This window comes from Rhizorhapis suberifaciens, from assembly GCF_014200045.1.
In the GTDB taxonomy this organism is placed as follows: Bacteria; Pseudomonadota; Alphaproteobacteria; order Sphingomonadales; family Sphingomonadaceae; genus Rhizorhapis; species Rhizorhapis suberifaciens.
The window spans coordinates 90,294-111,086 of sequence record NZ_JACHOV010000009.1 but is presented as its reverse complement, the minus strand read 5'-3'; the positions used below and the strand labels follow the sequence as shown (position 1 = coordinate 111,086).

General features: G+C 57.2%; 17 protein-coding genes. 2 read left to right on the top strand and 15 right to left on the bottom strand.

Annotation, left to right across the window (positions count from 1 at the left end; all coding sequences use genetic code 11):
* Positions 1-23: 23 nt before the first annotated feature.
* The 9 genes from uvrC to HNQ99_RS12160 form a co-directional block, all read right to left on the bottom strand.
* Positions 24-1,940, bottom strand: a complete 1,917-nt coding sequence (gene uvrC, locus HNQ99_RS12200) for an excinuclease ABC subunit UvrC (RefSeq protein WP_184475935.1) — start codon at positions 1,938-1,940, stop codon at positions 24-26.
* Between the two features lie 350 nt (positions 1,941-2,290).
* Entirely contained in the window at positions 2,291-2,845 is a 555-nt protein-coding gene (locus HNQ99_RS12195; protein ID WP_246414938.1) for a F0F1 ATP synthase subunit B family protein, read from the bottom strand.
* A gap of 73 nt (positions 2,846-2,918) precedes the next feature.
* Entirely contained in the window at positions 2,919-3,413 is a 495-nt protein-coding gene (locus HNQ99_RS12190; protein WP_184475933.1) for a F0F1 ATP synthase subunit B family protein, read from the bottom strand.
* Positions 3,414-3,482: 69 nt separating this feature from the next.
* On the bottom strand, positions 3,483-3,710 hold the full coding sequence (locus HNQ99_RS12185) for a F0F1 ATP synthase subunit C (protein ID WP_184475932.1): 228 nt from the start codon (positions 3,708-3,710) through the stop codon (positions 3,483-3,485).
* Between the two features lie 44 nt (positions 3,711-3,754).
* Positions 3,755-4,537, bottom strand: a complete 783-nt coding sequence (locus HNQ99_RS12180; protein WP_184475931.1) for a F0F1 ATP synthase subunit A — start codon at positions 4,535-4,537, stop codon at positions 3,755-3,757.
* Positions 4,538-4,582: 45 nt separating this feature from the next.
* Positions 4,583-4,903, bottom strand: a complete 321-nt coding sequence (locus HNQ99_RS12175; RefSeq protein WP_184475930.1) for an AtpZ/AtpI family protein — start codon at positions 4,901-4,903, stop codon at positions 4,583-4,585.
* A gap of 189 nt (positions 4,904-5,092) precedes the next feature.
* Complete coding sequence (locus tag HNQ99_RS12170; RefSeq protein WP_184475929.1) at positions 5,093-5,503, bottom strand: YdbL family protein; 411 nt, start codon at positions 5,501-5,503, stop codon at positions 5,093-5,095.
* The gene (locus HNQ99_RS12165) at positions 5,500-5,703 is read right to left on the bottom strand and encodes a YnbE family lipoprotein (RefSeq protein ID WP_184476024.1); all 204 of its coding nucleotides are present in this window, start codon (positions 5,701-5,703) and stop codon (positions 5,500-5,502) included. The genes HNQ99_RS12170 and HNQ99_RS12165 overlap by 4 nt, the downstream gene beginning before the upstream one ends.
* Positions 5,704-5,712: 9 nt before the next feature.
* Positions 5,713-8,931 carry an intermembrane phospholipid transport protein YdbH family protein gene (locus tag HNQ99_RS12160; RefSeq protein WP_184475928.1) on the bottom strand — a complete coding sequence of 1,073 codons (3,219 nt, stop codon included), beginning with the start codon at positions 8,929-8,931 and terminating at the stop codon, positions 5,713-5,715.
* A 140-nt stretch (positions 8,932-9,071) separates the two neighbouring features.
* Here HNQ99_RS12160 and radC point away from each other — a divergent pair, with 140 nt between their 5' ends.
* Positions 9,072-9,773, top strand: a complete 702-nt coding sequence (gene radC / locus HNQ99_RS12155) for a RadC family protein (RefSeq protein WP_184476022.1) — start codon at positions 9,072-9,074, stop codon at positions 9,771-9,773.
* Positions 9,774-9,835: 62 nt separating this feature from the next.
* Here the strand turns inward: radC and HNQ99_RS12150 are convergent, their stop codons facing one another.
* The 4 genes from HNQ99_RS12150 to HNQ99_RS12135 all read right to left on the bottom strand — a co-directional run bounded on the left by HNQ99_RS12150 (position 9,836) and on the right by HNQ99_RS12135 (position 17,179).
* Positions 9,836-11,743 (bottom strand): PAS domain S-box protein, encoded by a 1,908-nt coding sequence (locus HNQ99_RS12150; protein ID WP_246414926.1) that lies wholly within the window; start codon positions 11,741-11,743, stop codon positions 9,836-9,838.
* Positions 11,744-11,867: 124 nt separating this feature from the next.
* Positions 11,868-14,600 (bottom strand): preprotein translocase subunit SecA, encoded by a 2,733-nt coding sequence (secA, locus tag HNQ99_RS12145; RefSeq protein WP_184475927.1) that lies wholly within the window; start codon positions 14,598-14,600, stop codon positions 11,868-11,870.
* Positions 14,601-14,838: 238 nt separating this feature from the next.
* Positions 14,839-15,465, bottom strand: a complete 627-nt coding sequence (locus tag HNQ99_RS12140; RefSeq protein ID WP_184475926.1) for a response regulator — start codon at positions 15,463-15,465, stop codon at positions 14,839-14,841.
* A 1-nt stretch (position 15,466) separates the two neighbouring features.
* Positions 15,467-17,179 carry a sensor histidine kinase gene (locus tag HNQ99_RS12135; protein ID WP_184475925.1) on the bottom strand — a complete coding sequence of 571 codons (1,713 nt, stop codon included), beginning with the start codon at positions 17,177-17,179 and terminating at the stop codon, positions 15,467-15,469.
* Between the two features lie 342 nt (positions 17,180-17,521).
* Between HNQ99_RS12135 and HNQ99_RS12130 the strand changes: the two genes are divergently transcribed.
* On the top strand, positions 17,522-18,496 hold the full coding sequence (locus HNQ99_RS12130; protein ID WP_184475924.1) for a transglutaminase-like cysteine peptidase: 975 nt from the start codon (positions 17,522-17,524) through the stop codon (positions 18,494-18,496).
* Positions 18,497-18,515: 19 nt separating this feature from the next.
* On the opposite strand, the gene HNQ99_RS12125 is transcribed toward HNQ99_RS12130, so the two are convergent.
* Both HNQ99_RS12125 and HNQ99_RS12120 read right to left on the bottom strand, forming a co-directional pair.
* Positions 18,516-19,814: an HlyD family type I secretion periplasmic adaptor subunit gene (locus tag HNQ99_RS12125; protein WP_246414925.1), complete on the bottom strand. Its 1,299-nt coding sequence runs from the start codon at positions 19,812-19,814 to the stop codon at positions 18,516-18,518.
* Complete coding sequence (locus tag HNQ99_RS12120) at positions 19,811-20,791, bottom strand: cell wall hydrolase (protein ID WP_184475923.1); 981 nt, start codon at positions 20,789-20,791, stop codon at positions 19,811-19,813. Before HNQ99_RS12120 ends, HNQ99_RS12125 begins: the two co-directional genes overlap by 4 nt.
* Positions 20,792-20,793: the final 2 nt, after the last annotated feature.

The following is a 20,793-nucleotide window of genomic DNA, read 5'->3' as shown; positions in this document are numbered from 1 at the left end:
AAACCATCATGTGGAACCGCCGTTTAACCATGAAAATAGTCATACACGGTTTGGGCGACCGCTTTTGAGACTCCGGGTGCGCGTTGCAAATCTTCAAGCGCCGCGTCCCTTACGGCTCGTGCGGTGCCGAAATGCATGAGCAACGCCTTTTTCCGCGCTGGCCCAATGCCCGGCACCTCGTCCAGCGAGCTGGTTCCGATCGCCTTGCTACGCTTGGCACGATGGGCGCCAATGGCAAAACGGTGGGCCTCATCGCGCAGGCGTTGCAGATAGAATAATACGGCGCTGTTCATCGGCAGCGTCAATTCCCGCCCGTCCGGCAAGTGAAACACCTCCCGCCCGGCATTGCGATCCGGTCCCTTCGCCACGCCGACCAGCACGACATCCTCAATTCCCAGTTCTTCCAATACGCCGCGAACGGCGTTCAACTGGCCCCGCCCGCCATCGATCAGCACCAGGTCAGGCCAATCGCCCTTTTCCCGCTCAGGATCCTCCTTTTGAGCCCTGGCGAAGCGGCGTTCCAACACCTCCCGCATCATCGCAAAGTCGTCGCCTGGAACGGTTTCAGCCCGTTTGATGTTAAACTTGCGATAGGCATTTTTGCGAAAGCCTTCCGGTCCGGCCACGACCATCGCTCCCAGCGCATTGGTGCCCTGGATGTGACTATTGTCGTAGATCTCAATGCGATCGGGCGGCCCTTCCAATGCAAAAAGATCGGCCAACTCCTGCAATATCTTACCCTGGGTCGTCGCTTCGGCCAGGCGGCGGTCGAGCGCCTCCACCGCATTACGCTGAGCCTGACGAATGAGTTTCATCCGGTCGCCGCGTTGAGGAACCTCAATACGAACCTTGGACCCGACACGTTCGCACAACGCCTCCGCTAGCAGATCGCATTCCGCCGGCGCGCGATCGGCAAGGATGAGCTTGGGCGGCGGCACTTCTTCGTAAAATTGCGCCATGAAGCTTTCCAAAACTTCTTCATCGGACACGTCGGCCGTATGAACCGGGAAAAAGCTACGGTGCCCCCAATTTTGGCCACCCCGAATGAAAAAGGCCTGGATACAGATCGAACCCGCCTTGCCCGCCATAGCGAAAATGTCCGCGTCGCCCAAACCCTCCGCATTAATCGCCTGGCTGCCCTGGATGAACGTCAGGGCCTTCAGCCGGTCACGATAAACCGTCGCCAGTTCATAATCCATGGCATCGGATGCAGCCTGCATGGCACTGCCCAGCTTGCGCTGCACTTTGGTGGATTTGCCAGCAAGAAAATCCTGCGCATCAGCCACCAACTCGGCATATTCGTCTTGACCAATGCGGCCCACGCAGGGCGCGGAACACCGCTTGATCTGGTATAGCAGGCAAGGTCGAGAGCGGTTGTTAAAGAAGCTGTCGGTGCAACTGCGCAGCAGGAACAATTTTTGAAGCGCATTGAGCGTCCTGCCTACAGACCCGGCGCTTGCGAATGGTCCATAATAAAGCCCTTTGATATTCCGCGCGCCGCGATGTTTCTGAATCCGGGGAAAGGCATGATCCTGGCGTAACAATATGAAAGGGAAGCTTTTGTCATCTCGAAGCAGGACATTGTATGGCGGCCTGAACCGCTTGATGAGCTGCGCCTCCAAAAGGAGCGCCTCTGCCTCGCTGTTCGTCGTGACAATCGTCATCGACCTGGTTTGAGCGACCATGCGCTGCAGGCGTTTTGAAAGGCGCTCTACCTGAACATAGTTGGTCACGCGATTTTTCAGCGCGCGCGCTTTCCCCACATAGAGCACGTCGCCCCGCGCGTCCTGCATCCGATAGACGCCTGGTCGAACAGGAAGGGTTTTCAGCGTTTCCCGAATGGCGGCGACGCCGGCGTCAAGGTCGGGTTGGCCCGACCCACGCATAGTGTAGGTAGCCTTTTCCTCGTTGAAACGGTCAGGAGATTGCGGGGAGGTCATAACGCCTATTTAGGCTCGGTTGACCGACGCGACTAGTATGCGTCGTCCGGATTGCGATGAGCCCGGTTGGATCGGCTTGCGCAAAATCTCCTCCGTTTGCCCCGAGCGATAAATCGAGGCACACTGGCCAAGGGCGAGCGTGTCTCTCGACTTGCCTCGACACGACGGGCATTGATGCAGATTGATGGCACGTCGCTGCAGAGAACTAGAAATGGTCGCACCGGATAGGTTGTGCGGACCGATCTCCTGCAGTCCAGGGTCGGGGACCAAATCGGCAGAAAAGGGTGGGCCCCCGTGTGAAGGGTCCAGCCAGCTTTCTACTAAAGCAGCTAGATCCTAGCTGTCTCGATTCAGTTCAACGACCCGAGCCCCTTGATGGCGCTATCGACAAGCGCCTTGTCGGAGGCTGCATCATGATGCTCGGCAATCAGCGTCTCAGCAGCGGCTGTCGCTGCTTGGGCCGCCCTGGCACGAACCTGGGCGATAGCCGTGCGTTCCGCCGCTGCAATCTTGTCTTCCGCCATTTTTTGGCGGCGGCCGATCAGATCGGTCGCGTCCTGCTTCGCCTGAGCCAGAATGTGATCTGCCTCTTCTTCGGCCCGAGCCCGCATATCTTCGGCTTCCTTGGCCGCTGCCGTCAACTTGGCCTCATATTCCGCCCGCAACGCTTCGGCTTCGGCACGCAGCTTTGCAGCTTCGTCCAACTGCTCACGAATGCCGGCAATCCGCTTGTCTAGCGCACCGCCAATGGCAGAAGGCACTTTCTTCCAAAGCAGGACCGCAATGAAAATGAGCATCGCCAGGCTGACCCAGGCGGTGGCGTCCAGGCCTAGCGCCTTGGGATCGGCATGCCCCTCCGGAGCTCCGGAGGCCTCAGTCGAAGCGGCGTGGCCCGCATGAGGCATATCTTCCGCCGTTACGGCGTGCTCCAGATGCTGTTCGACCTGCTGCAAACCGGCGTCGAGTTGTTCTGCTGCTTCAGCCATTGGCCAGTGCTGCCTTTACTGCCTTGGTGGCCGCGGCTGAATTTGCCTTTGCCCCGGAAACCTTTGAAACCATTTCAAGCGCCGCTTCAGCCGCCATGACTTCAATCTCCGTCATGGCTTGGCCAGTCGCTTCGGCAATGCGCGCCTCAGCCACCGCTAGCCTGTCCGCGATCTCGCCGTCCGCCTTGGCCAACCGCTTCTCAGCGTCCTTTACAGCCTTCCCCTTGGCCGCCAAGGTAATTTTCTGCGCAGCCGCTCGGTTTTCGTTCGTTTTCGCCCGATATTCTTCCTCGATTTGATCGGCGCGGGCATGTGCTGCCTTGGCTGCATCAAGATCATCGGAAATCCGCTTGTCGCGCGCTTCCACGGTCGATTCGATCTTTGGCATCATCCCAAGGCCAATGACCACGAAAACAAAGCCAAAGGTCACGAGCAACCAAAAAATTTGCGAAGCGTAAGTAGCGGCGATCTGGGAAATTTGTGGCATCGGACTGGTCCGTATAATGTCTGCCGGACGGCGAGCCGCCCGGCGGAAAATCAATTCGCTTTCGCTGTCTTAGGCAACGAAGATCAGGATCATGGCGACGACGAACGCCAGCAGACCCAGAAGTTCGGCCGCGGCGAAACCGATAAACAGGCGGCCCTGCTGACCGTCGGCGGCAGCCGGGTTACGCAGCGCGGATTCAAGGAAGGATCCGAATACATTACCCACGCCCAGTGCGGCCATGCCAGCACCGATAGCGGCCAGACCTGCACCGATCAGCTTTGCTGCTTCTGCGTCCATGATTATTAACTCCTTTTCTGAACTTGTTGAAATGTTGAAGAAATTTAGTGAAGGTTGACCGCATCGTTGATATACAACGAGGTCAGAAGGGCAAAAACATAGGCCTGGATCACGGCAACCAGCACTTCCAGTGCGCTGATGCCGATCATCAGTGCGAAGCTCGATACGCCCACGGTCAAGCCATATCCGATTCCGGCGTTGGTGCTGTTGATCACGAAGCCGCCAAGCACCTTCAACAGGACGTGGCCGGCGGTCATCGCAACGAACAGTCGCAGACCAAGACTGAACGGCCGCACCATGAAAGACACCAATTCAATCACGAAGATGAAGGGAATCATGGGCAACGGGGTGCCATGCGGCACGAAAAGCGAAAAGAAATGGAATTTGTGACGCCAGAAACCCACGATGAGCACGATCGAGAAGCTCATGATCGCCAGCACGCCCGTGACCGTGAAGTGGCTGGTGAAGGTAAAGGCGTGGAGGCCGACAACACCCAGCGGAAGCATGCCGAGCACATTGGCGAACAGGATGAACATGAACAGCGAAAAGACATAGGGCGTGTAGCGCTTGCCTTCCTCCCCGACATTTGCCCGCATCATCGAACTGATAAAGCCGGTCATGCTTTCCACTGCGGCTTGCCAGCGGCCCGGGACCAGTTGCCGCCTCATGCCGCCCAACATGAACAGCCACAGCAAAAACGCCGTGATGATCATCCACAAAGCGCTGTTGGTGAAGGCAATCTGATGCCCTCCCAGATTGAAACCGTCAAAAATCGTTTGCACCTCAAACTGGTGCATCGGATCGATCTTGCCTGATTCAGCTGCCACGCGTGAAAACCCCTGACGACATTTGCCCGTACAACAAAAGCGCCCTCATTCCTTCGGGCGTTTTGTGGAAATCCTTATGATGTTCCTGAAAGCCACGACGATCCCCAGGAAGAGGAAGGCCAACAGGAGCCAAGGAGCCGTTCCAATCAGCCGGTCAAGAACCCAACCGATCAAAAGGCCACCGACAATTCCCCCGATCAGTTCAGCAAGAACACGATTGCCGAGGCGGTATCCTTCGTCCACCCCCTGCTTGTCCCTGCCCGTCCTGACCTGTTCGTCCTGGCCAGCCTGCTTAAGCCGCTCTTTGAGCGAATCCAGCCGCTTGTCCTCTTCGATCGGGTCTTGCCCGGATTCACCCTTTTCCATCGCTGCACTCCGTTTCCCGCTGCGTTTAACAGCGGTTCTAGCATGCAAGACGGCGTTGGATCACCCGCCAAGGCGCGGCCCGTTTAGAAAGGGGAAGGAAGTAAGTCAACCGCTAGGTGGCGGTTGCAGGACCAAGGGAAAAAGCGACCGTAATGAGCAATTTGAACTATGTCCGACCAAGGGCCGAGCTCATCCCGCCGTCGCGCAATAATTTGGCAAAGCGATGGGCGCAGAGCCCTTCACTTGCCAACTGCCGTCGTTCAGACGGTAGGCCTGTCCGGATTGCACACGGCTGGACAAGGTCTTGCAACCTGTCGCTGCGGCCACATCGGCAACGGTGACGCCCCGTTTTGCGGCGAGATCCGTATAAGCTGCGCGGCGTTTGATGTTGATCGAGTCGACCTCAGCCTTGACGTTGGCAGGCACAGAACCCTTGATACCAAGATAACCGTCAGCTTGCTCGCCCACGGTACCGTTCGCCATTGCCTGCGCAACTATGGAAGATTGCGCGCTGGCGGATCCAGTCCAGGCAAGCGCAAGGCCACTCACCAGCACCACAGCGCCGGCCAGCATGAGCAAATGTTTCTTGTCGGTCTTCATTGCGGAAACAACTCCGGATTGTTTTCAATTAGCTCTTCAGCGTCCTTCTGCAGCTTTACGATCACTTCCTGCTGCACGCGAACGTTCAGATTTATCTCTATCGGTTTATCGGGAGCCTTAACCTGTATGCATCCCGCCACCAGCACCAAACCCAAGACAGAACTTACTCCCCGGCCATAGCCTTTAATCCTAAAAATCATATTGTTCATTCATTTGTCCCCTGTTCGCATAGTGTCGCTTTCGGCAGGCTGAACGGCAAGAGTGTTTTCGACCGTCGGCTGACGACCCTGGTCCGCCATGTAATTCTTGATGAGCAAGCTTGGGTCAACGAACGACTTTGCGGTATTGAGCAGCCCTCGGAAGGGCGCCTCAATGCGGATATTGAAGATGAACGGGAGCCCGGTGAACTGCCGTCCCAAGCCCATCTGGTCCGTTTCAACTGGGGCCTGGTTTACCCCGTTGAAGGCGACCTGGGTCACCACTTCCCCGTCAATATAGCCATCCATCAATATAGTGAGGCACTTATAACGTAGCGACTTCAGCGCATCGAAAGCCAGCTTCCCAAACATGCCCAGGTCCGCATTGGAGACTTCGCCCACATAAGCAAGTGTACCGCCCTGCCGCATTGTATCGCATGCCACTCGAAGCTGCTTCACATCGTCGACATAGAGCGGCGGGAGACCTTCCTGCCGCGCCACCAGTACCCCGCCGACAATGCGACCGCCGCTGGCATCGAAAACCATTGGCAACAGCCCGTCGAATGTTCCCGTGGCTGATATATTCTCCAGTTCAAGCTTGTTGATGAACTCTGCCGCCTGAAGGCCGATGATACGAAAAGTGAGGTAGCGCGGCTTTTCGGCGCTAAAGTCCAGGACCGTCGGCTCCAAAGTCAGCTGCCCGCCTGAAAATGGCCAAGCCCCAGCTTCTATCCGCACCTGCTGTCCAGGAAGAAGCTGATACCGAATGATACCGTCATTGGCCTCTATGCCGGGGTTGACGTTCGCAATTCGGAAAATTTGCCCTGGCGGCGTCTGCAAACCGAGCAGGTCGGAAAAATAGACTTCTCCCGACAGGCCCGTGACGGGTCCAAAAGCCGCCGCCAGGCTGATATCATCAGTCCGGAACCGGCCATCGCTCGACACGCCATTGGCGTCCCAGCGAATGTGGCCGCGTCCATTCACCACACCTTTGACATTTGCTACCACGCCCAGTGCGATCCGGGTAATATCCTCTGGCTGTAGCTGATTGCCGAAGGACAGCCCATCGACCAGCAGGTCTGCATGGCCGGCGCCAGTGCCCAGATCATGGGCGATACTTACCTTGGTCACCTCCGCGCTCGTTCGAAGTTCGAGCAGCGTGCCATTCGCTAAAAGCCGGCTGTCCTTCAGCGTGAGCGTAAAGTTCTTCGACAGCAGAGGGTTGAACCGATCCAGTTCCGCACGGTCAGCGATGTTGAGGCGACCATCAATCCTCAGGGCGCCACCGGCAAAGGCCCAGCGGCCCGTTGCTTCGGACATTGCAAGCGGTACATTGCCAATATGTCCGGCTCCGCCTTCCATTTCGCCTGACAAACCCGCAGGTGTGAAGCGCCCGGTAAGATGCGCAAGATCCAGGATTGTCGGCGCATCGGTCCCCAGCGCCACCTTTAAATCGCTCGCTGAAAATCCGCCATCGGGCATGCCGAAGCGAACATTGTCCGCCGCCAATAGCAACGGATTCTGTCCCAACCGGCCTCGCAACCGGGGCGCTGGCGATAAAGCCGCAAACACGAACCCTTCCGGACTCGATCGTACCATTGCCCCGCCCTTCGGTGGACAAAGCCGAAGCTGCGTCCGTTGTAGTGACAGGCTTTGATATTTAAACGCGGTGAAGGAGGCCGGTTGGCATTCCACGTTGATCCGCATGGCGCCTCCGGCCAGCCTGCCATCGACGGGCAGGGTCAACCCCTTCACCCCACCTCCCGGCAACGGACCATCGAGCCGCAATGTCGTCGTGAACCGGCTCCCGCCCCGGCCAGCCACAAAGCGCACCGGCGCCAGCCCAAGCCGCGCATTCTCAGCGGCATAATCTCGCATGAAGATTTGCCCATTGAGCGCACCCTGTCGATCACGCTTCAACCGAATGGCGGCTTGTGGAAAGCCGCCGCCCTCCACTCGGACGCTGCCATCCAAGGCGAGTTGCCCCTGGGGCCAAAACCAGGCCAAGCCGCTACCGCCAGTCAAATCGATATGCGCACCACTTCCGCTTTCAAAAGCAAGATCAGTCACTTGCAGTCGACCAATGCCATTGCGCTGTAGGAGCGCGAACGTCGCCTTGGTTTCATTATTCTTGCCAGCCGCTTCAATGGCCGACGCGAATTTGGCGGCTAGTGGCGCCAAGGGCGTTCCGGCTGCCGATCGCCGCAAACCCGCTGTTGGATTATTGCTCGGCAGATGCAATCCCTCAACTTTGGCGACACCTTGCATCCGTGCAAAACTGCCTTTCTTGTCGGATCCCACGGAGTAGCTGCCTTTAAAACCAATGGGGCCTGAATGCACTGACGGGTAGTTGAGGACGTTCGCTGCAATATCCAGTCGGCCCTTCATCGATTTGATGTTTCCATCAAAGGAGATGGCTCCGCCTGCGCCAGCCAGCCGCGCACTCCCGCCATCCAGGAACTGGGAGGAAAGGTCCACCCTCCCCCGCCAATGGTCCAATGCTTCGTTGAGCCGTATATCAAGGTCGGCAGCAGGCTTGACGGCCGACAATGCCGTTTCTGGACAATCAATGGTTTTCGCCCGCAACGGCCCTTTCATACGCGGTTGCCGCGCCGTCACAGAAAGATCGGCGTAGAAGGTCAGGCTGTCGCCGCGACAGCCTTGTACATCGGCCTCCCTCATGACCGCCGCCAGCTTCCCTTTGAAGCCGCCACGAAGATGACCCAATCCGTCCAACTTCATGCCAATGGGCCCTAGGGGCGTGTCCAATCGCATGCGCGCGTCGTACAGGCTCAGCTTCAGGTCCGGCAGGCCAAGCGGCGCCGTGGATTCCGGATCCCGAAATTTGTCCAGTTCGCCAAGAATAAGCTTTCCGTTGGCGATCCGGCCCCGCAGCCTGACGCCACCTGCCCGAACCGCCGTGACTCGGGGACTGAAAGCGCCAACCGCTAGATCCACTTCGACCCAATCGGCCTTGAGATCGGGCCTTTCACTGGGCCCAAGAACCAGATTTTCTAGCCTCTGAGTCCTCAGCCCGATTTGAACGAGGTCATAGCGGGCGGAAACATTGCGCCGTAGAAGCTCCCGGCTGATCAAATTATCGGCAATGGGCGTCCGTTGCGTCCAGACAGCCAGCAGGGCCAGCAGCAGGACGCCAAGCACCACCGCCCACCAGAAGATCCAGCGCCTTTGGGGCTCGTCCGCTTCAGCTTCAGGATTGTCCTGGGTCATCCCGTCATAACGCCCGGTTACCGCCCCTCGTTTCCACAGCGTAAGATTTCACGAGAATGACCTTGCCACAAGATGAACGCACATTTGGCATGACGATATCCCATTGAGCTTCGATCATATTGCGCTTAGCGCCTGAACTCATGGGGGATATCGAACCGAGCGGCAAGCAGGAACATCATGGCGTCGGCCATCGCGAGCGGCTGCGCCGGCGGCTGCTGGACGGTGGGCCGGATGCCCTGCTTGACCATGAACTGATCGAATATCTGCTCGCCTTGGCTATTCCACGGCGCGACACCAAGCCCCTTGCCAAGCAACTTCTGGCTGAATTTGGTGGGATTGGCGGGCTGCTGACGGCGGATGGTGAAGCCTTGGCGCGCGTAAACGGCATGGGCGAAACCAGCATAGCCGCTCTGAAAATTGCGCAGGCAGCGGCGCTGCGGTTGTTAAAGGCGGACATTACCAAGCTGCCAGTCCTCGCCAGTTGGCAGGCGCTGCTCGACTATCTGCGTGCAGACATGGCGCATATGACGGTGGAGCGGGTACGCGTGCTCCACCTAAACAGCCGCAACATGCTGATCCGCGACGAAAATATGGGAGACGGCTCGGTAGACCAAGCTGCTATTTACGTGCGGGAAGTGATCCGCCGCGCCATCGACCTTGGCTCGGCATCTCTGATCCTGGTGCACAATCATCCAAGCGGCGACCCCTCACCCAGCCCGCAGGACATCCAGGTTACCCGCAACATCATCGAAGCCGGCAAAAGACTGGGGATTGCGGTACACGACCACATCATCATCGGCCGCGAAGGCCATAGCAGCATGCGGGCCCTAGGACTTATCTGACTGGTAGAGGCGACGCGCTGTCGCATTCTTAGCGAAAAATGAGCGTCGGTAGCGCTGCCCGTTTAATCTTCGCCGTCACCATTGGCGAGCGGCAGGGTAAATTGAAATTCCATGCCTCCTGCAATGGAAGGCCTGGCGCGGATGCGTCCGCCATGAGCTTCGACAATGGTCTGGCAGATGGATAGGCCCAGGCCCATGCCGCTGCTTTTGGTACTGATGAAAGCTTGGAAGAGCTGATCCGTGATTTCGGGCGCAATGCCCGGTCCTGTGTCAGCGACCGAGATCCCCACGGTTTCGGGACCAAGCACTTCCGACGAGATCAGCAAATTCCGCGACTCGCAATCTTCCATCGCTTCGACGGCATTGCGGATAAGATTAATCAGGACCTGCTGAATCTGCACCCGATCTGCGAGGACAGTCTTGGCTAAAGGATCAAGATTGAACCGAGCTGACACGCCCTTTTCGCGAGCGCCGACCAAAGCCAGCGATGCTGCCTCATCAATCAAGGTGGGCAAATTCTCCAACCGCTTTTCCACTTCGCCCCTGGCAATAAATTCCCGCAGCCGGCGTACAATGCCGCCCGCTCTAAGCGACTGCGCCGCGATTTCCTGGAACAGCTCGTTGAGAATCGCTCTGTCTTCCGCCTCATCGCTGGCGAGGATCGGAACGGCCGCCTCGGCATAGTTCGCAATTGCAGTGAGCGGTTGATTGAGTTCATGCGCCAATGTCGACGCCATCGTGCCCATGGCGCTGAGGCGCGATACCTGAATCAATTCGGATTGAAGTTCCTGCACCCGAGCTTCGGTGCGATGCTTGTCGGTAAGGTCGCGCACAAATCCGGTAAAGAGCCGCTGATCCCCGCTGATGGCCTCTCCCACGGACAGTTCCATGGGGAAACTACTTCCGTCCTTCCGAAGGCCGGTAACTATGCGGCCTATGCCAATGATACGCCGCTCGCTGGTGTCGAGATATCGCCGAATATAGGAATTGTGCCGATCCGAATCCGGAGAGGGCATCAATATGTTCACGTTTCGGCCGACCAACTCCTCCTCATCATAACCAAAAGTCTTCTGCGCGGCCGCGCTGAAGGAAATGATATGGCCACGCTCATCTATCACGATCATGGCGTCAGGCACCGTGTCCAGGATTGACCGCAAGTGACGTTCTCGGCGCTCCACCGCTCGTTCCGAGGCATAGCGATCAGTGACATCCCGCACCACCTTCGCATAGCCGCGAAGATCCCCGCTATTGTCCTTCAACGGCGTCAGCGTCACGTCGGCCAAAAATTCGGTGCCGTCTTTGCGGACATGCCAACGCTGACCCGTCCATCCTTCCCGTGCCAGGGTTTGGACACCGTCATTTTCCGCCCTGACCGACGTTTCTTCCGATGACAAAATTTCTGCTGGCTTGCCTATGATGTCCTCGGCTGACCATCCGAATACACGTTCCGCACCCTTGTTCCAAATGGTGACGTGGCCCTTGGGATCGATCATGAAGATGGCATAATCCGTCGCCCCTTCCATCAGCAGTGCAAGTTCCTCGGCATATTGCCCGGCTCGGTTGGCTTCGGCATCGGCTGCAGTCCGATGAACCAGGGCGAGCAAATCGGCTCGTCCCGCCCGGCTAGCCAGGAGGACAATCCCTGCACATACAAACCCAAAGGTTCCAAGATGGACGACATCGGCGGTACCAAGTCCCCCTTCCCCATCGAAATGGAAATACCCGTAGACAAGCGCCAGGAAAACAGCCGCTATTGCCGGCTTCACACCAACATGCACCGCGCAAAGAAGAACCGGAAGGGTGAAGATGATGAACGGCGCCCTGGCGCCGAGCCACGGGTCCAGAAGCGACCGAAAACCGATGGCCAGAAGTACGGCCATAGCAGCAAAGCCATAACCATAAACTGTCCAAAGCCCGCTTTCCTGTTGCGCGCCAGCCGACGGTCGGGAAATCAGCCTGCCCCTCTTCATCAGCCGGAAGCTAGCCGATGAGTATCAGGCTGTACAGCAATGCCCCCAACAATTTCCGAAGCTTAGTGGTCAGGCGGCCTTCAGGCGATCAGGACGACTTGCCCTCCTCCTTAGCAGCAGGATGTCAGAGCGCGCCGTGACAATGCTTGTACTTCCGTCCCGAACCACAAGGACAAGGCGCATTGCGGCTGATGTCGAGGCCGGCATAGGGATTTTCATCCGTCTTGCCCTGAGCGTGCAGGACTGAGGAAGGGGATAGCATCGTCGTTACATAGCTGCCCAAACCGTCCGCGTCCGCCGTATCGTCTTCACCGGTAAAAGGATCGATATGGGAGGTGATGAAATCCGGCAGGACAGGTAGTTCGGGCAGCTCGGGTTCAGCCACCCGGAACTGCGCACGAGCCATGGTGCGGGTCACATCTTCACGGATGTTGCCCAACATTCGCTCAAACAGGGCGAAGGCCTCCTGCTTATACTCATTGATCGGCGTCTTTTGCGCATAGGCCCGCAGATGCACGACCTGCCGCAAGGCGTCGAGCGTCGCCAGATGCTCTTTCCAATGATGATCCAGCGCCTGAAGAAGGATGTTTTTTTCTACCATCCTCCAACTTGCTTCATCAATCGAGGCGGCCTTCTCGGCTACGGCCTCATTGGCGAGTTGCGCGAGCCGTTCCTCGATGATGTCCGGTTCCAGCGCGTCCTCGTCCATCCAGCTATCGATATCAGGCTCCAAGTCCAATATCTCGCCGACTGCATCCTTCAGACCGGTAACATTCCACTGCTCAGGATATGTGCCGGCCGGGCAATGGTCGGCAACGATGGCATTGACGGTTTCCGTACGCATATCGGTCACCACGTCGTCCACGGTCTCGGCATCCATAATGTCGCTGCGCTGTTCATAAATGACCTTGCGCTGGTCATTCATAACGTCATCATATTCCACCACTTGCTTACGGATATCGTAGTTCCGCGCCTCAACCTTCTTCTGAGCTGTTTCAATGGCTTTCGAGAGCCATTTGGAACCAATCGCCTCTCCATCGGCCATATTTTTGTTCATCATTCTGGCGAACAGAGTGTCAGGTCCGAAGATGCGGAGCAGGTCGTCGTCCAGGCTTAGATAGAAGCGGGAAAGACCGGGGTCGCCCTGACGCCCGGATCGGCCGCGAAGCTGGTTATCAATACGGCGGCTTTCGTGCCGCTCAGTACCGAGTACGAAAAGTCCGCCGGCTGCAAGCACTTCCTGCCGCTCCGCCTCAATCTCCGCCCTGACGCGTTCGATGGCGGCGTCGCGCTCTGCCCCTTCGGGTATGTCGTTCAGTTCATCATTCACCCGGAATTCCAGATTGCCGCCGAGTTGAATGTCGGTGCCGCGGCCGGCCATGTTGGTGGCGATGGTGACCGCCCCTTTCCGGCCCGCCTGCGCGACGATATGGGCTTCCTTCTCATGCAATCGAGCGTTCAGAACCGCATGCGGCACCTTTTCAGCCTTCAGGAACTCGGAAAGCATCTCCGACTTTTCGATGGACACCGTGCCGACCAGCACCGGCTGCCCGCCTTCAGCCTTTTCCTTTATCGCTCTGGCGATCGCCTGAAACTTATCGTTCGTGTTCTTATAGAATTCATCTTCCTCGTCGATCCGCTGCACCGGCAAATTGGTAGGAATCGTAACGACGTTCATCTTATAGATATCGAAGAATTCCGGCGCTTCCGTAGCGGCCGTTCCGGTCATGCCGGACAGCTTGGGATACATGCGGAAATAATTCTGGAAGGTGATGGAGGCGAGCGTCTGATTCTCGGGCTCGATTTGAACACCTTCCTTGGCCTCAACCGCTTGATGGAGGCCATCCGACCACCGTCGACCGTCCATCATGCGGCCCGTGAACTCATCGATAATGATGACCTTGTCATCCTTTACGATGTAGTCAGTGTCCCGCTTGAACATGACATTGGCACGAAGAGCCTGGTTCACATGGTGGACAACCTGAGTATTTTCAAAATCGTAGAGATTAGAGCCGACCAGAAGCCCCGCCTCTTCCAGCATGCGTTCGACCCTTTCGGTGCCTTCCTCCGTAAGGGTAACGGTACGCTGCTTCTCGTCCTTCTCGTAATTGTCGGGGGAAAGGAGCTTCACCACCTCATCGACCGAGATATAAAGCTCTGACTTATCGTCGGTGGGGCCAGAAATGATTAGCGGGGTCCGCGCTTCATCGATCAGGATTGAATCCACTTCGTCGACAATGGCGAAATTGAACGGACGCTGGACCATCTGGTCGCGTTCAAACTTCATATTATCACGCAGATAATCGAAGCCGAGTTCATTGTTCGTCGCATAGGTAATGTCGGCGCTATAAGCGATGCGACGCTCATCCTCCCGAAGATTGGGAACGATGACCCCCGTCGTCAAACCAAGAAAACGATAAACCTGTCCCATCCAATCGCAATCGCGGCGGGCGAGATAGTCGTTTACGGTGACGACATGAACGCCCTTACCTTCCAGGGCGTTGAGATAGGTCGCCAGAGTGGCCACCAAGGTTTTACCCTCGCCGGTCCGCATCTCGGCGATTTCGCCCCGATGGAGGACAATCCCGCCCACCATCTGCACATCATAATGGCGCTGGCCCAAAGTACGCTTGGCCGCTTCCCGAACGGTGGCAAAAGCTTCTGGCAGCAAGTCGTCCAGCGGAACACCGTTGGCCAGCCTTTCCCGGAAAATTTCGGTTTGCTGCCGCAGTTCCTCATCGGACAGTGCGGAAATCGTGGGTTCAAAGGCGTTGATCCGCTCGACGATCTTCATAACGGATTTGACGTAACGTTCGTTGGACGAACCGAAAATCGATTTGGCGATCGCGCCGAGCATGCCTGGTTCCTAAGCCTAAAAGGGGGCGCGGTTATCCGGCCGCCTGACCTGACCTAACCCCCGCACAAATATGGGGTGCGATGTAAGTTGGGGGGGATGAATAGTCAATTGACGAGACGCCATTACGATCGTCGGATGATAGCATGGATTTCAGGCAAATGCGGCCCTTCGAATGGTGAGAGCCTCAGCTCCCAATCCGTTCAGCAGGGATAGGAATGCCTCTGCACCCCATGCCCATTCAGGCGCCTTCACCCATGGTGCTGACAATGAGCTCCGCCCGCGACTTTACGCCCAACTTCTGAAAGATGCTGTGCAGGTGAACCTTCACCGTCCCTTCGGTCAAGCCGCATTTTTCAGCGATCATTTTGTTGCGCAAGCCCGAGCGGATAAGAGCGGCAATCTGCTTTTCGCGCTCAGTCAACACTGACTCAGAGGAAACCTTGCTCTTGGCCACCACCGAATGCAGAAGGGCCTGTTCCATGATGCCAGGATCGATACGATTGTCCCCCATGAGCACCGAGCGGATGCAGGTCAGCAACTCATCCGGATCGCTTTCCTTCAAAACGATGCCGTTGACGCCGAGACGCAGCGCTTCGATCGTTTGTTCCGGCTTGATACTGACGGTCAGGAAAATCACGGGCACGTCATTCCCCTGCTCGCGAATGGCCGCCAGGATCGCCAAACCGCCCCCGTCCTTCATGCTAAGATCAAGGATCAGGACGTCGGGCGCTTCAGTCTGCAGCCTGTACAAGGCGTCGCGCACGGATCGGGCGCAGCACATGATCTGATGACCGCTGGTCTCCAGGAACTGCTGCAACCCGTCCAAAAACAGGGGATGATCATCAACGATAAGAAGATTCGCCATTTCAGACCCGCTTTTCCGCATGTTTTAATGGTATTCTTATGGATAATAGCGCCTTATCGTTAATATTGTCGAAATAGGCGGTTCCCCCAAGCAATTTCAATCTGCGAGACAGGGAATTTGACTGAATTCCGTCGGTTTGCGCATGGCCATTTACCGGATGGTCGGCCTTGCTATCGTTTCTGAAAGCCATCAGCAAGGCGTCATCCTGCAGTGCAGCCGCGATTGTGACCTGCCGGGCAGCGGCATGTTGGACCGCATTGGCCACAGCTTCCCGTATCAGGAATTCCACCTCTATCGCCGTGGACCGGTCGATATCCACATCGGGATGATCGACGCATGCGCGACAGTCGATATTCCATTGAGCCGACAGCATTTCAGCGCAACTGGACAAACTGTCCGCCAGATTCTGCGAAACGCCGTTCGTCCGTTTGCTTTCATTCAAAAGCTGCCGGAGGCGTCCCTGTTCCGCAATGATCATATCCTGCAACCGCGTCAGGTTCTGAAGTTCGGCCGAAGGAAGATAGTTTTGAGCCTTGGGCACCAGCGTGGAAAGGCGCAGCCGCATCGCCGCCAAAGTCTGGAGGACGCTATCGTGCAAGTCGCCGCTCAACGCCAGACGGGCTTCGGCAAAGGCCCGGTCCCGCCAGGCCTGAAGAAAGAAGGACCGTTCAAAAAAGCTATCCACACTGTCAGACGCGACTTCGCAATGCGCCAGCAGATTAGGCGACCAGCCATGATTGCAGGCAACGAAAAAACGTCCGCACAAAGTGCCGGCATTGACAGCGAAACTGACGCCTCGGCGATACTTCAATAGCTGGTTCAAGTTGTCGACATAATCAGGAGCATTTGCGAATTTCAGGCTCCCGAAGCTGTTCCGGAAGAAGAGCCTGTCCGTATAAGAGGCAAAAAGAAAGGGTGCCGCCCTGACGCTGGGCTGCAACAAAAACCGCATTTCCTCCTCAGCGGCGGGAAAAGTTGGCGCTTGCCCGACGATCAGATCAGCGCAGTGCATGGCTCTGCTATCCACATCCTCCCACAGGAAGCATACGCTGCGTGCATGGAAGAACGTCGCCACCTGCTCCAAAAGAAATTCCATCGGCGGATCGCTCAAATTCCCGCCTGCCGCCTGAAGCTGGTCGCTCCAGCTTTTCACGCGAGCCTGATATAAGTGAGAGCCGATAACTGAGAGAGAAATAAGGCTGCCGATGAAAATCGCGGCGCTGTCGGTATAATCAGTAGCAAGTTGTGGCGAATAAGAATGCGCCAACGGCTCGTAACGGTTTCGAAACAGAAATGCTAAAATGAAGATCAGCGCGCCAATAGATGACACCGTCTTCCCCATGCGTTCATGACATGCCCATAATAATAACAGACAACCTAGGATCGCGGGCAATTCCAATAGACGGAATACAATAACAAAGGTCACGCAAACTAGAAAATCGCCGAGCAGGATCAGGGGGCGGACCAGCAGTTCATAGCGGGTGAACACCAAAAGCCCGGCCACGCAGATCAAGGTCCATATGGCATAGCCGGCAACGGCAGCTTGAGCGATACCGCGCATAGCAAGGTCGAGTTCCGCCAGACGAGCCATTTCGTTGGCGAGGGCGATGAGGAGTGCGATCCGGGCAAGGGTCACACTGACAATAGGAGACCGGCCGAGTTGAACGGTACATTTTTCCGCAAACAGGAAGGGTACCTTGGCAACTTCCCGCAAATCCGTTCCCCCCGACTCGAATACAGCTCCTTCGAGAATAGAGACTTTACCAAAAACTGCCGCTCAAACCTATGCTTTTTCAAGAAAAATATACAGTTAACGTCAAGTTGATTTAACCATTTTTGTAAACTTTAAGTAAATGTTCGATTTCAATGTATGAAATGAAATATTATGGTTAATCTGTGTTAAATATAAAAGACGAGATAAAGTAATATTGTGATAACCATAACCCATGTTATTTTTATCTACTAATATCGATATACCGTTCCATTTCAGAGACGAACCGATTAAAGCTATTTCGCGCTTCACATTTTGTTAGAAATTGAGGAACATTCTTTGCTGATGGAGCAAAAAAGGTTCTTCCAGCTTTTCAGCCAGCTACATGGAGCCCGTCGAACAGGCTTCCTGCTGGTGGCCTTGGCCAGTTCAGGCGCCTCCCCTGCGGTCGCCGCATCCTGCGACACGCCTTTTGCCGCTATCCAGCCTGCCGGAGGACAAAGCTCCGCTCCCAAAGTCACCAGCAAAAGCGAGGCCGTTTTACAGGGTGGCGTCAGCCGGCTCGAGCAAATTCGGGCTCAGCAGGGCAGACCAGAAACAGCGCTTCAGCCAGCAAGCTTTGCAACCGTCACCATGGGCGGAAAAACGCCTATGGTCGAGCTAGGTTCGGACTGCGCCGACAGGGAACCGAGGCCTGCCATTTTCATGAAAGAAGGCGGTCCTGCGGCTAAAAGCCAGATACGCCCGGGACAACCGGATGTCTTCGGAACCGTAGCGCTGCCGGTATCGCGCACCGCGCTGGACCAAAGGTGGCGGCAGGCCTCCGGCGGAACGCTGTCGGGCAGCGCTGGACCTTGGTCCCAAGTGATAGCGCAAAGCCGTCATCTATCGCGCGGTGTTCAGATCCAGGCGATCAACAACTGGGTCAACGCGCGGATTTCCTATGTGGAAGACACGCGTCAATATGGCGTAGCCGATCACTGGGCGCCCGCCGCGCAATCATTGGCGCGCGGGCGTGGCGACTGTGAAGACTTTGCCATAGCGAAGATGCAGATGCTCCGCGCCCTGGGCATACCAGCGAGCGCCATGTTCCTGGTCATTGCCCGCGACCTGGTGAGGCGTGCGGATCATGCGGTCCTTGCGGTTGCCGTGGATGGCGACCTGCTGGTGCTCGACAATGAGACCGATAAGGTCCTGTCATCGGATGATGTGAAGGATTATCGGCCCGTGCTGACCTTCAATGCTTCGGGCAGCTGGACGCACGGATACCGGACCGCACCGTCGGCCGCCACCTTGCGCTACGCTTCCCTCGGCCAGTAAACTCAGGATTCGTCAGTTATCACCGCTCCACCAAGGCCTCGGCTCGCGCTTTCATCACGGGTTTCAGCAGATAGGACAAGATGGATTTGCGTCCGGTGATGATCTCGACATCACAGATCATGCCGGGTGTGATCGGGAGACGCCGTTCTCCCGCAAGCAGATACGCCCGATCGGTTTCCACGACCACAGAAAAATAAGCTTCCTTGGCGACCTCATCATAAATGCTGTCTGCTGAAATCTGCACCACGCGGCCCGTAAGCCCACCATAGGTCGAGAAATCATATGCGGTGACTTTTACATTTGCGCGATCGTTCACCTTTATGAAGGCGATGTCGCTCGGCTTCACCCGTGCTTCGACCAGCAGCTTGTCGCCAAGCGGCACGACCTGCATGATCTTCTGTCCCGCCTGCACGAAGCCGCCCACCGTCGTTACCTGAACATCATTGACCACCCCATCGACGGGAGACCTCAGCTCGGCACGCTGCACCCGCCCCGCCGCCCCCCGCAGAGATTGGCTGTTGACGGCGATCTTCGTCTGAAGCTGGCTGCGTTCGTTCAATGCGTCCTGGCGGAATTGGAAATTTGCCTCGGCAGCTTGGGCCATAGCTTCGCGAACACCGGCGCTGGTACGGGAGACCCCCTCCCGCGCGGCGGCGAGGCGTCCTTGCAGGTCGACCAATTCTCGACGCGCAGAGAGCAGTTCGGTCTGGGGCACGATATTCTTGCGGGCAAGCGGCTCGATCATGTCGACCTGACGCTGGGCAAGAGCAACGCTGCTGACCAAGCTGCTGACCGTTGCCTGCGCTTCGCCTAGCTCGCGTCGCCGTTGCTCTACGCCCGCCTGCAATCCGGTGAGGCGGCTTTGCAGCGCGGACTGCCGAACAGCCTGAAGCTGGGCCTCCTCGGCGCAAGCTTCCGACCGCGCACCGTTTGAAGAAGGCGAACAGCCGGTGCTCTTCCCGGAGCCTTCACGGGACAGCCGATCAGCGCGGGCGGAAAGCAAATTGTTCTCGGCGGCGATCTGCCCCAGTTCGGATGCGGACTGAGTATCATCGAGGCGCACCAACAATTGGCCCTTGCGTACATTCTGGCCTGACCGGACCAGAATTTCCTTGATCGTGGCGGGCTCGGCGCTCTGCACCATCTGCATCTTGCTGGACGGTATCACCCGCCCCTGCCCCCGCGTCACTTCGTCGACCCGGGCCAGCGACGCCCACAATATGAAGAGAATGACAGCGGCAAAAGAGGCAACAATGACGCTTTGCGCTCCGTCCAGAGACCGCAGACGATTGAGAGACAGGGCCGGGGTGAGCATCATGGCGCAATTACCTCTGCGGATGTGACCGATTGTGCCGCATACACCTTCGTAAGCGCACTGGACGTGTGCGACGGCGCAGGAATATTGGGTTTCCACCCCTTGCTTATATCGATGCGGCCGCCAACGTCGTCCTGTGCCCGGCGCTCCGGCAGGGCCGCGACGGCCGGATAGTCGATTACCGGTTCCGCCTGTACCGCGGCATTGAACAATGGCACGGTCTCGATCCCGCTATAGGATTGTCCAAAAGCGCGAGGCATTCCCCACCCACCTGGCCAGCGGTAGAATATATGGGCGCCGATCTTGGCGATCTTCGCAAGTTCAGGGGCCCAGCGGGGCAGCACATAATTGGCGTGATAATGGGTCGCGAGGCCCACCGATTTCTCGACATAGCCATTTAGCGCATCATGAGCGACACGGCGCGCTTCAGCCCATGCGGCCGGTGCGGGCCTGCGCCCCAACGCGCCATCGCAGGTGAAGCTGAACTGACAAACAGGTCGAAGGGCGCCCTCATAAACGACGCCACAGACGCTATGCGGGAAGGCGGGATGACGGAGGCGATTCAAGACGGTTTGCGCAACCGCCCGCTTACCAGCAAGCGGTTCAAAACCGGCTTCATAATAGACCGCCTGGGTCATACAAAGTTCAGCCTTCTGCCGCTCCGCTTCCGAAGCGCGAGCCACTGAAAAGGGCGCGGCGGCCAAAATCTTTGCTTCGGAAAAAGGAAGCTTCTCATTGCCCTCAACCGCAGCTTCGCCCTTGCTCACAACCTCGGTTGAGGGTTCATGCGTCAATGCGATGAGGGCCTTGCGTTCGCCGATGTCGGGCATGGTTGCTTCGGCATCCGCTGCGACCGCGTGGGGTTTTGCGATTGATCCGATGCCGCCGACCCGTAAAACGGCCAGAAACAGAGCTGCAACCAACAATAGTCCCAATAGTGCTATGGGTGCACTGGCCAGTTTGTCACGGATGACCACCATTG

What these genes read in the sequence shown, in the direction of transcription:
- HNQ99_RS12185 (WP_184475932.1), bottom strand. Translation starts at nt 3,710, where the DNA reads ATGGACGCAGAAGCAGCAAAGCTGATCGGTGCAGGTCTGGCCGCTATC.
- radC (WP_184476022.1), top strand. Translation starts at nt 9,072, where the DNA reads ATGGGGGATATCGAACCGAGCGGCAAGCAGGAACATCATGGCGTCGGC.
- HNQ99_RS12165 (WP_184476024.1), bottom strand. Translation starts at nt 5,703, where the DNA reads ATGATTTTTAGGATTAAAGGCTATGGCCGGGGAGTAAGTTCTGTCTTG.
- HNQ99_RS12120 (WP_184475923.1), bottom strand. Translation starts at nt 20,791, where the DNA reads ATGGTGGTCATCCGTGACAAACTGGCCAGTGCACCCATAGCACTATTG.
- HNQ99_RS12125 (WP_246414925.1), bottom strand. Translation starts at nt 19,814, where the DNA reads ATGATGCTCACCCCGGCCCTGTCTCTCAATCGTCTGCGGTCTCTGGAC.
- HNQ99_RS12195 (WP_246414938.1), bottom strand. Translation starts at nt 2,845, where the DNA reads ATGCCTCATGCGGGCCACGCCGCTTCGACTGAGGCCTCCGGAGCTCCG.
- uvrC (WP_184475935.1), bottom strand. Translation starts at nt 1,940, where the DNA reads ATGACCTCCCCGCAATCTCCTGACCGTTTCAACGAGGAAAAGGCTACC.
- secA (WP_184475927.1), bottom strand. Translation starts at nt 14,600, where the DNA reads ATGCTCGGCGCGATCGCCAAATCGATTTTCGGTTCGTCCAACGAACGT.
- HNQ99_RS12175 (WP_184475930.1), bottom strand. Translation starts at nt 4,903, where the DNA reads ATGGAAAAGGGTGAATCCGGGCAAGACCCGATCGAAGAGGACAAGCGG.
- HNQ99_RS12170 (WP_184475929.1), bottom strand. Translation starts at nt 5,503, where the DNA reads ATGAAGACCGACAAGAAACATTTGCTCATGCTGGCCGGCGCTGTGGTG.
- HNQ99_RS12150 (WP_246414926.1), bottom strand. Translation starts at nt 11,743, where the DNA reads ATGAAGAGGGGCAGGCTGATTTCCCGACCGTCGGCTGGCGCGCAACAG.
- HNQ99_RS12130 (WP_184475924.1), top strand. Translation starts at nt 17,522, where the DNA reads ATGGAGCAAAAAAGGTTCTTCCAGCTTTTCAGCCAGCTACATGGAGCC.
- HNQ99_RS12140 (WP_184475926.1), bottom strand. Translation starts at nt 15,465, where the DNA reads ATGGCGAATCTTCTTATCGTTGATGATCATCCCCTGTTTTTGGACGGG.
- HNQ99_RS12190 (WP_184475933.1), bottom strand. Translation starts at nt 3,413, where the DNA reads ATGCCACAAATTTCCCAGATCGCCGCTACTTACGCTTCGCAAATTTTT.
- HNQ99_RS12160 (WP_184475928.1), bottom strand. Translation starts at nt 8,931, where the DNA reads ATGACCCAGGACAATCCTGAAGCTGAAGCGGACGAGCCCCAAAGGCGC.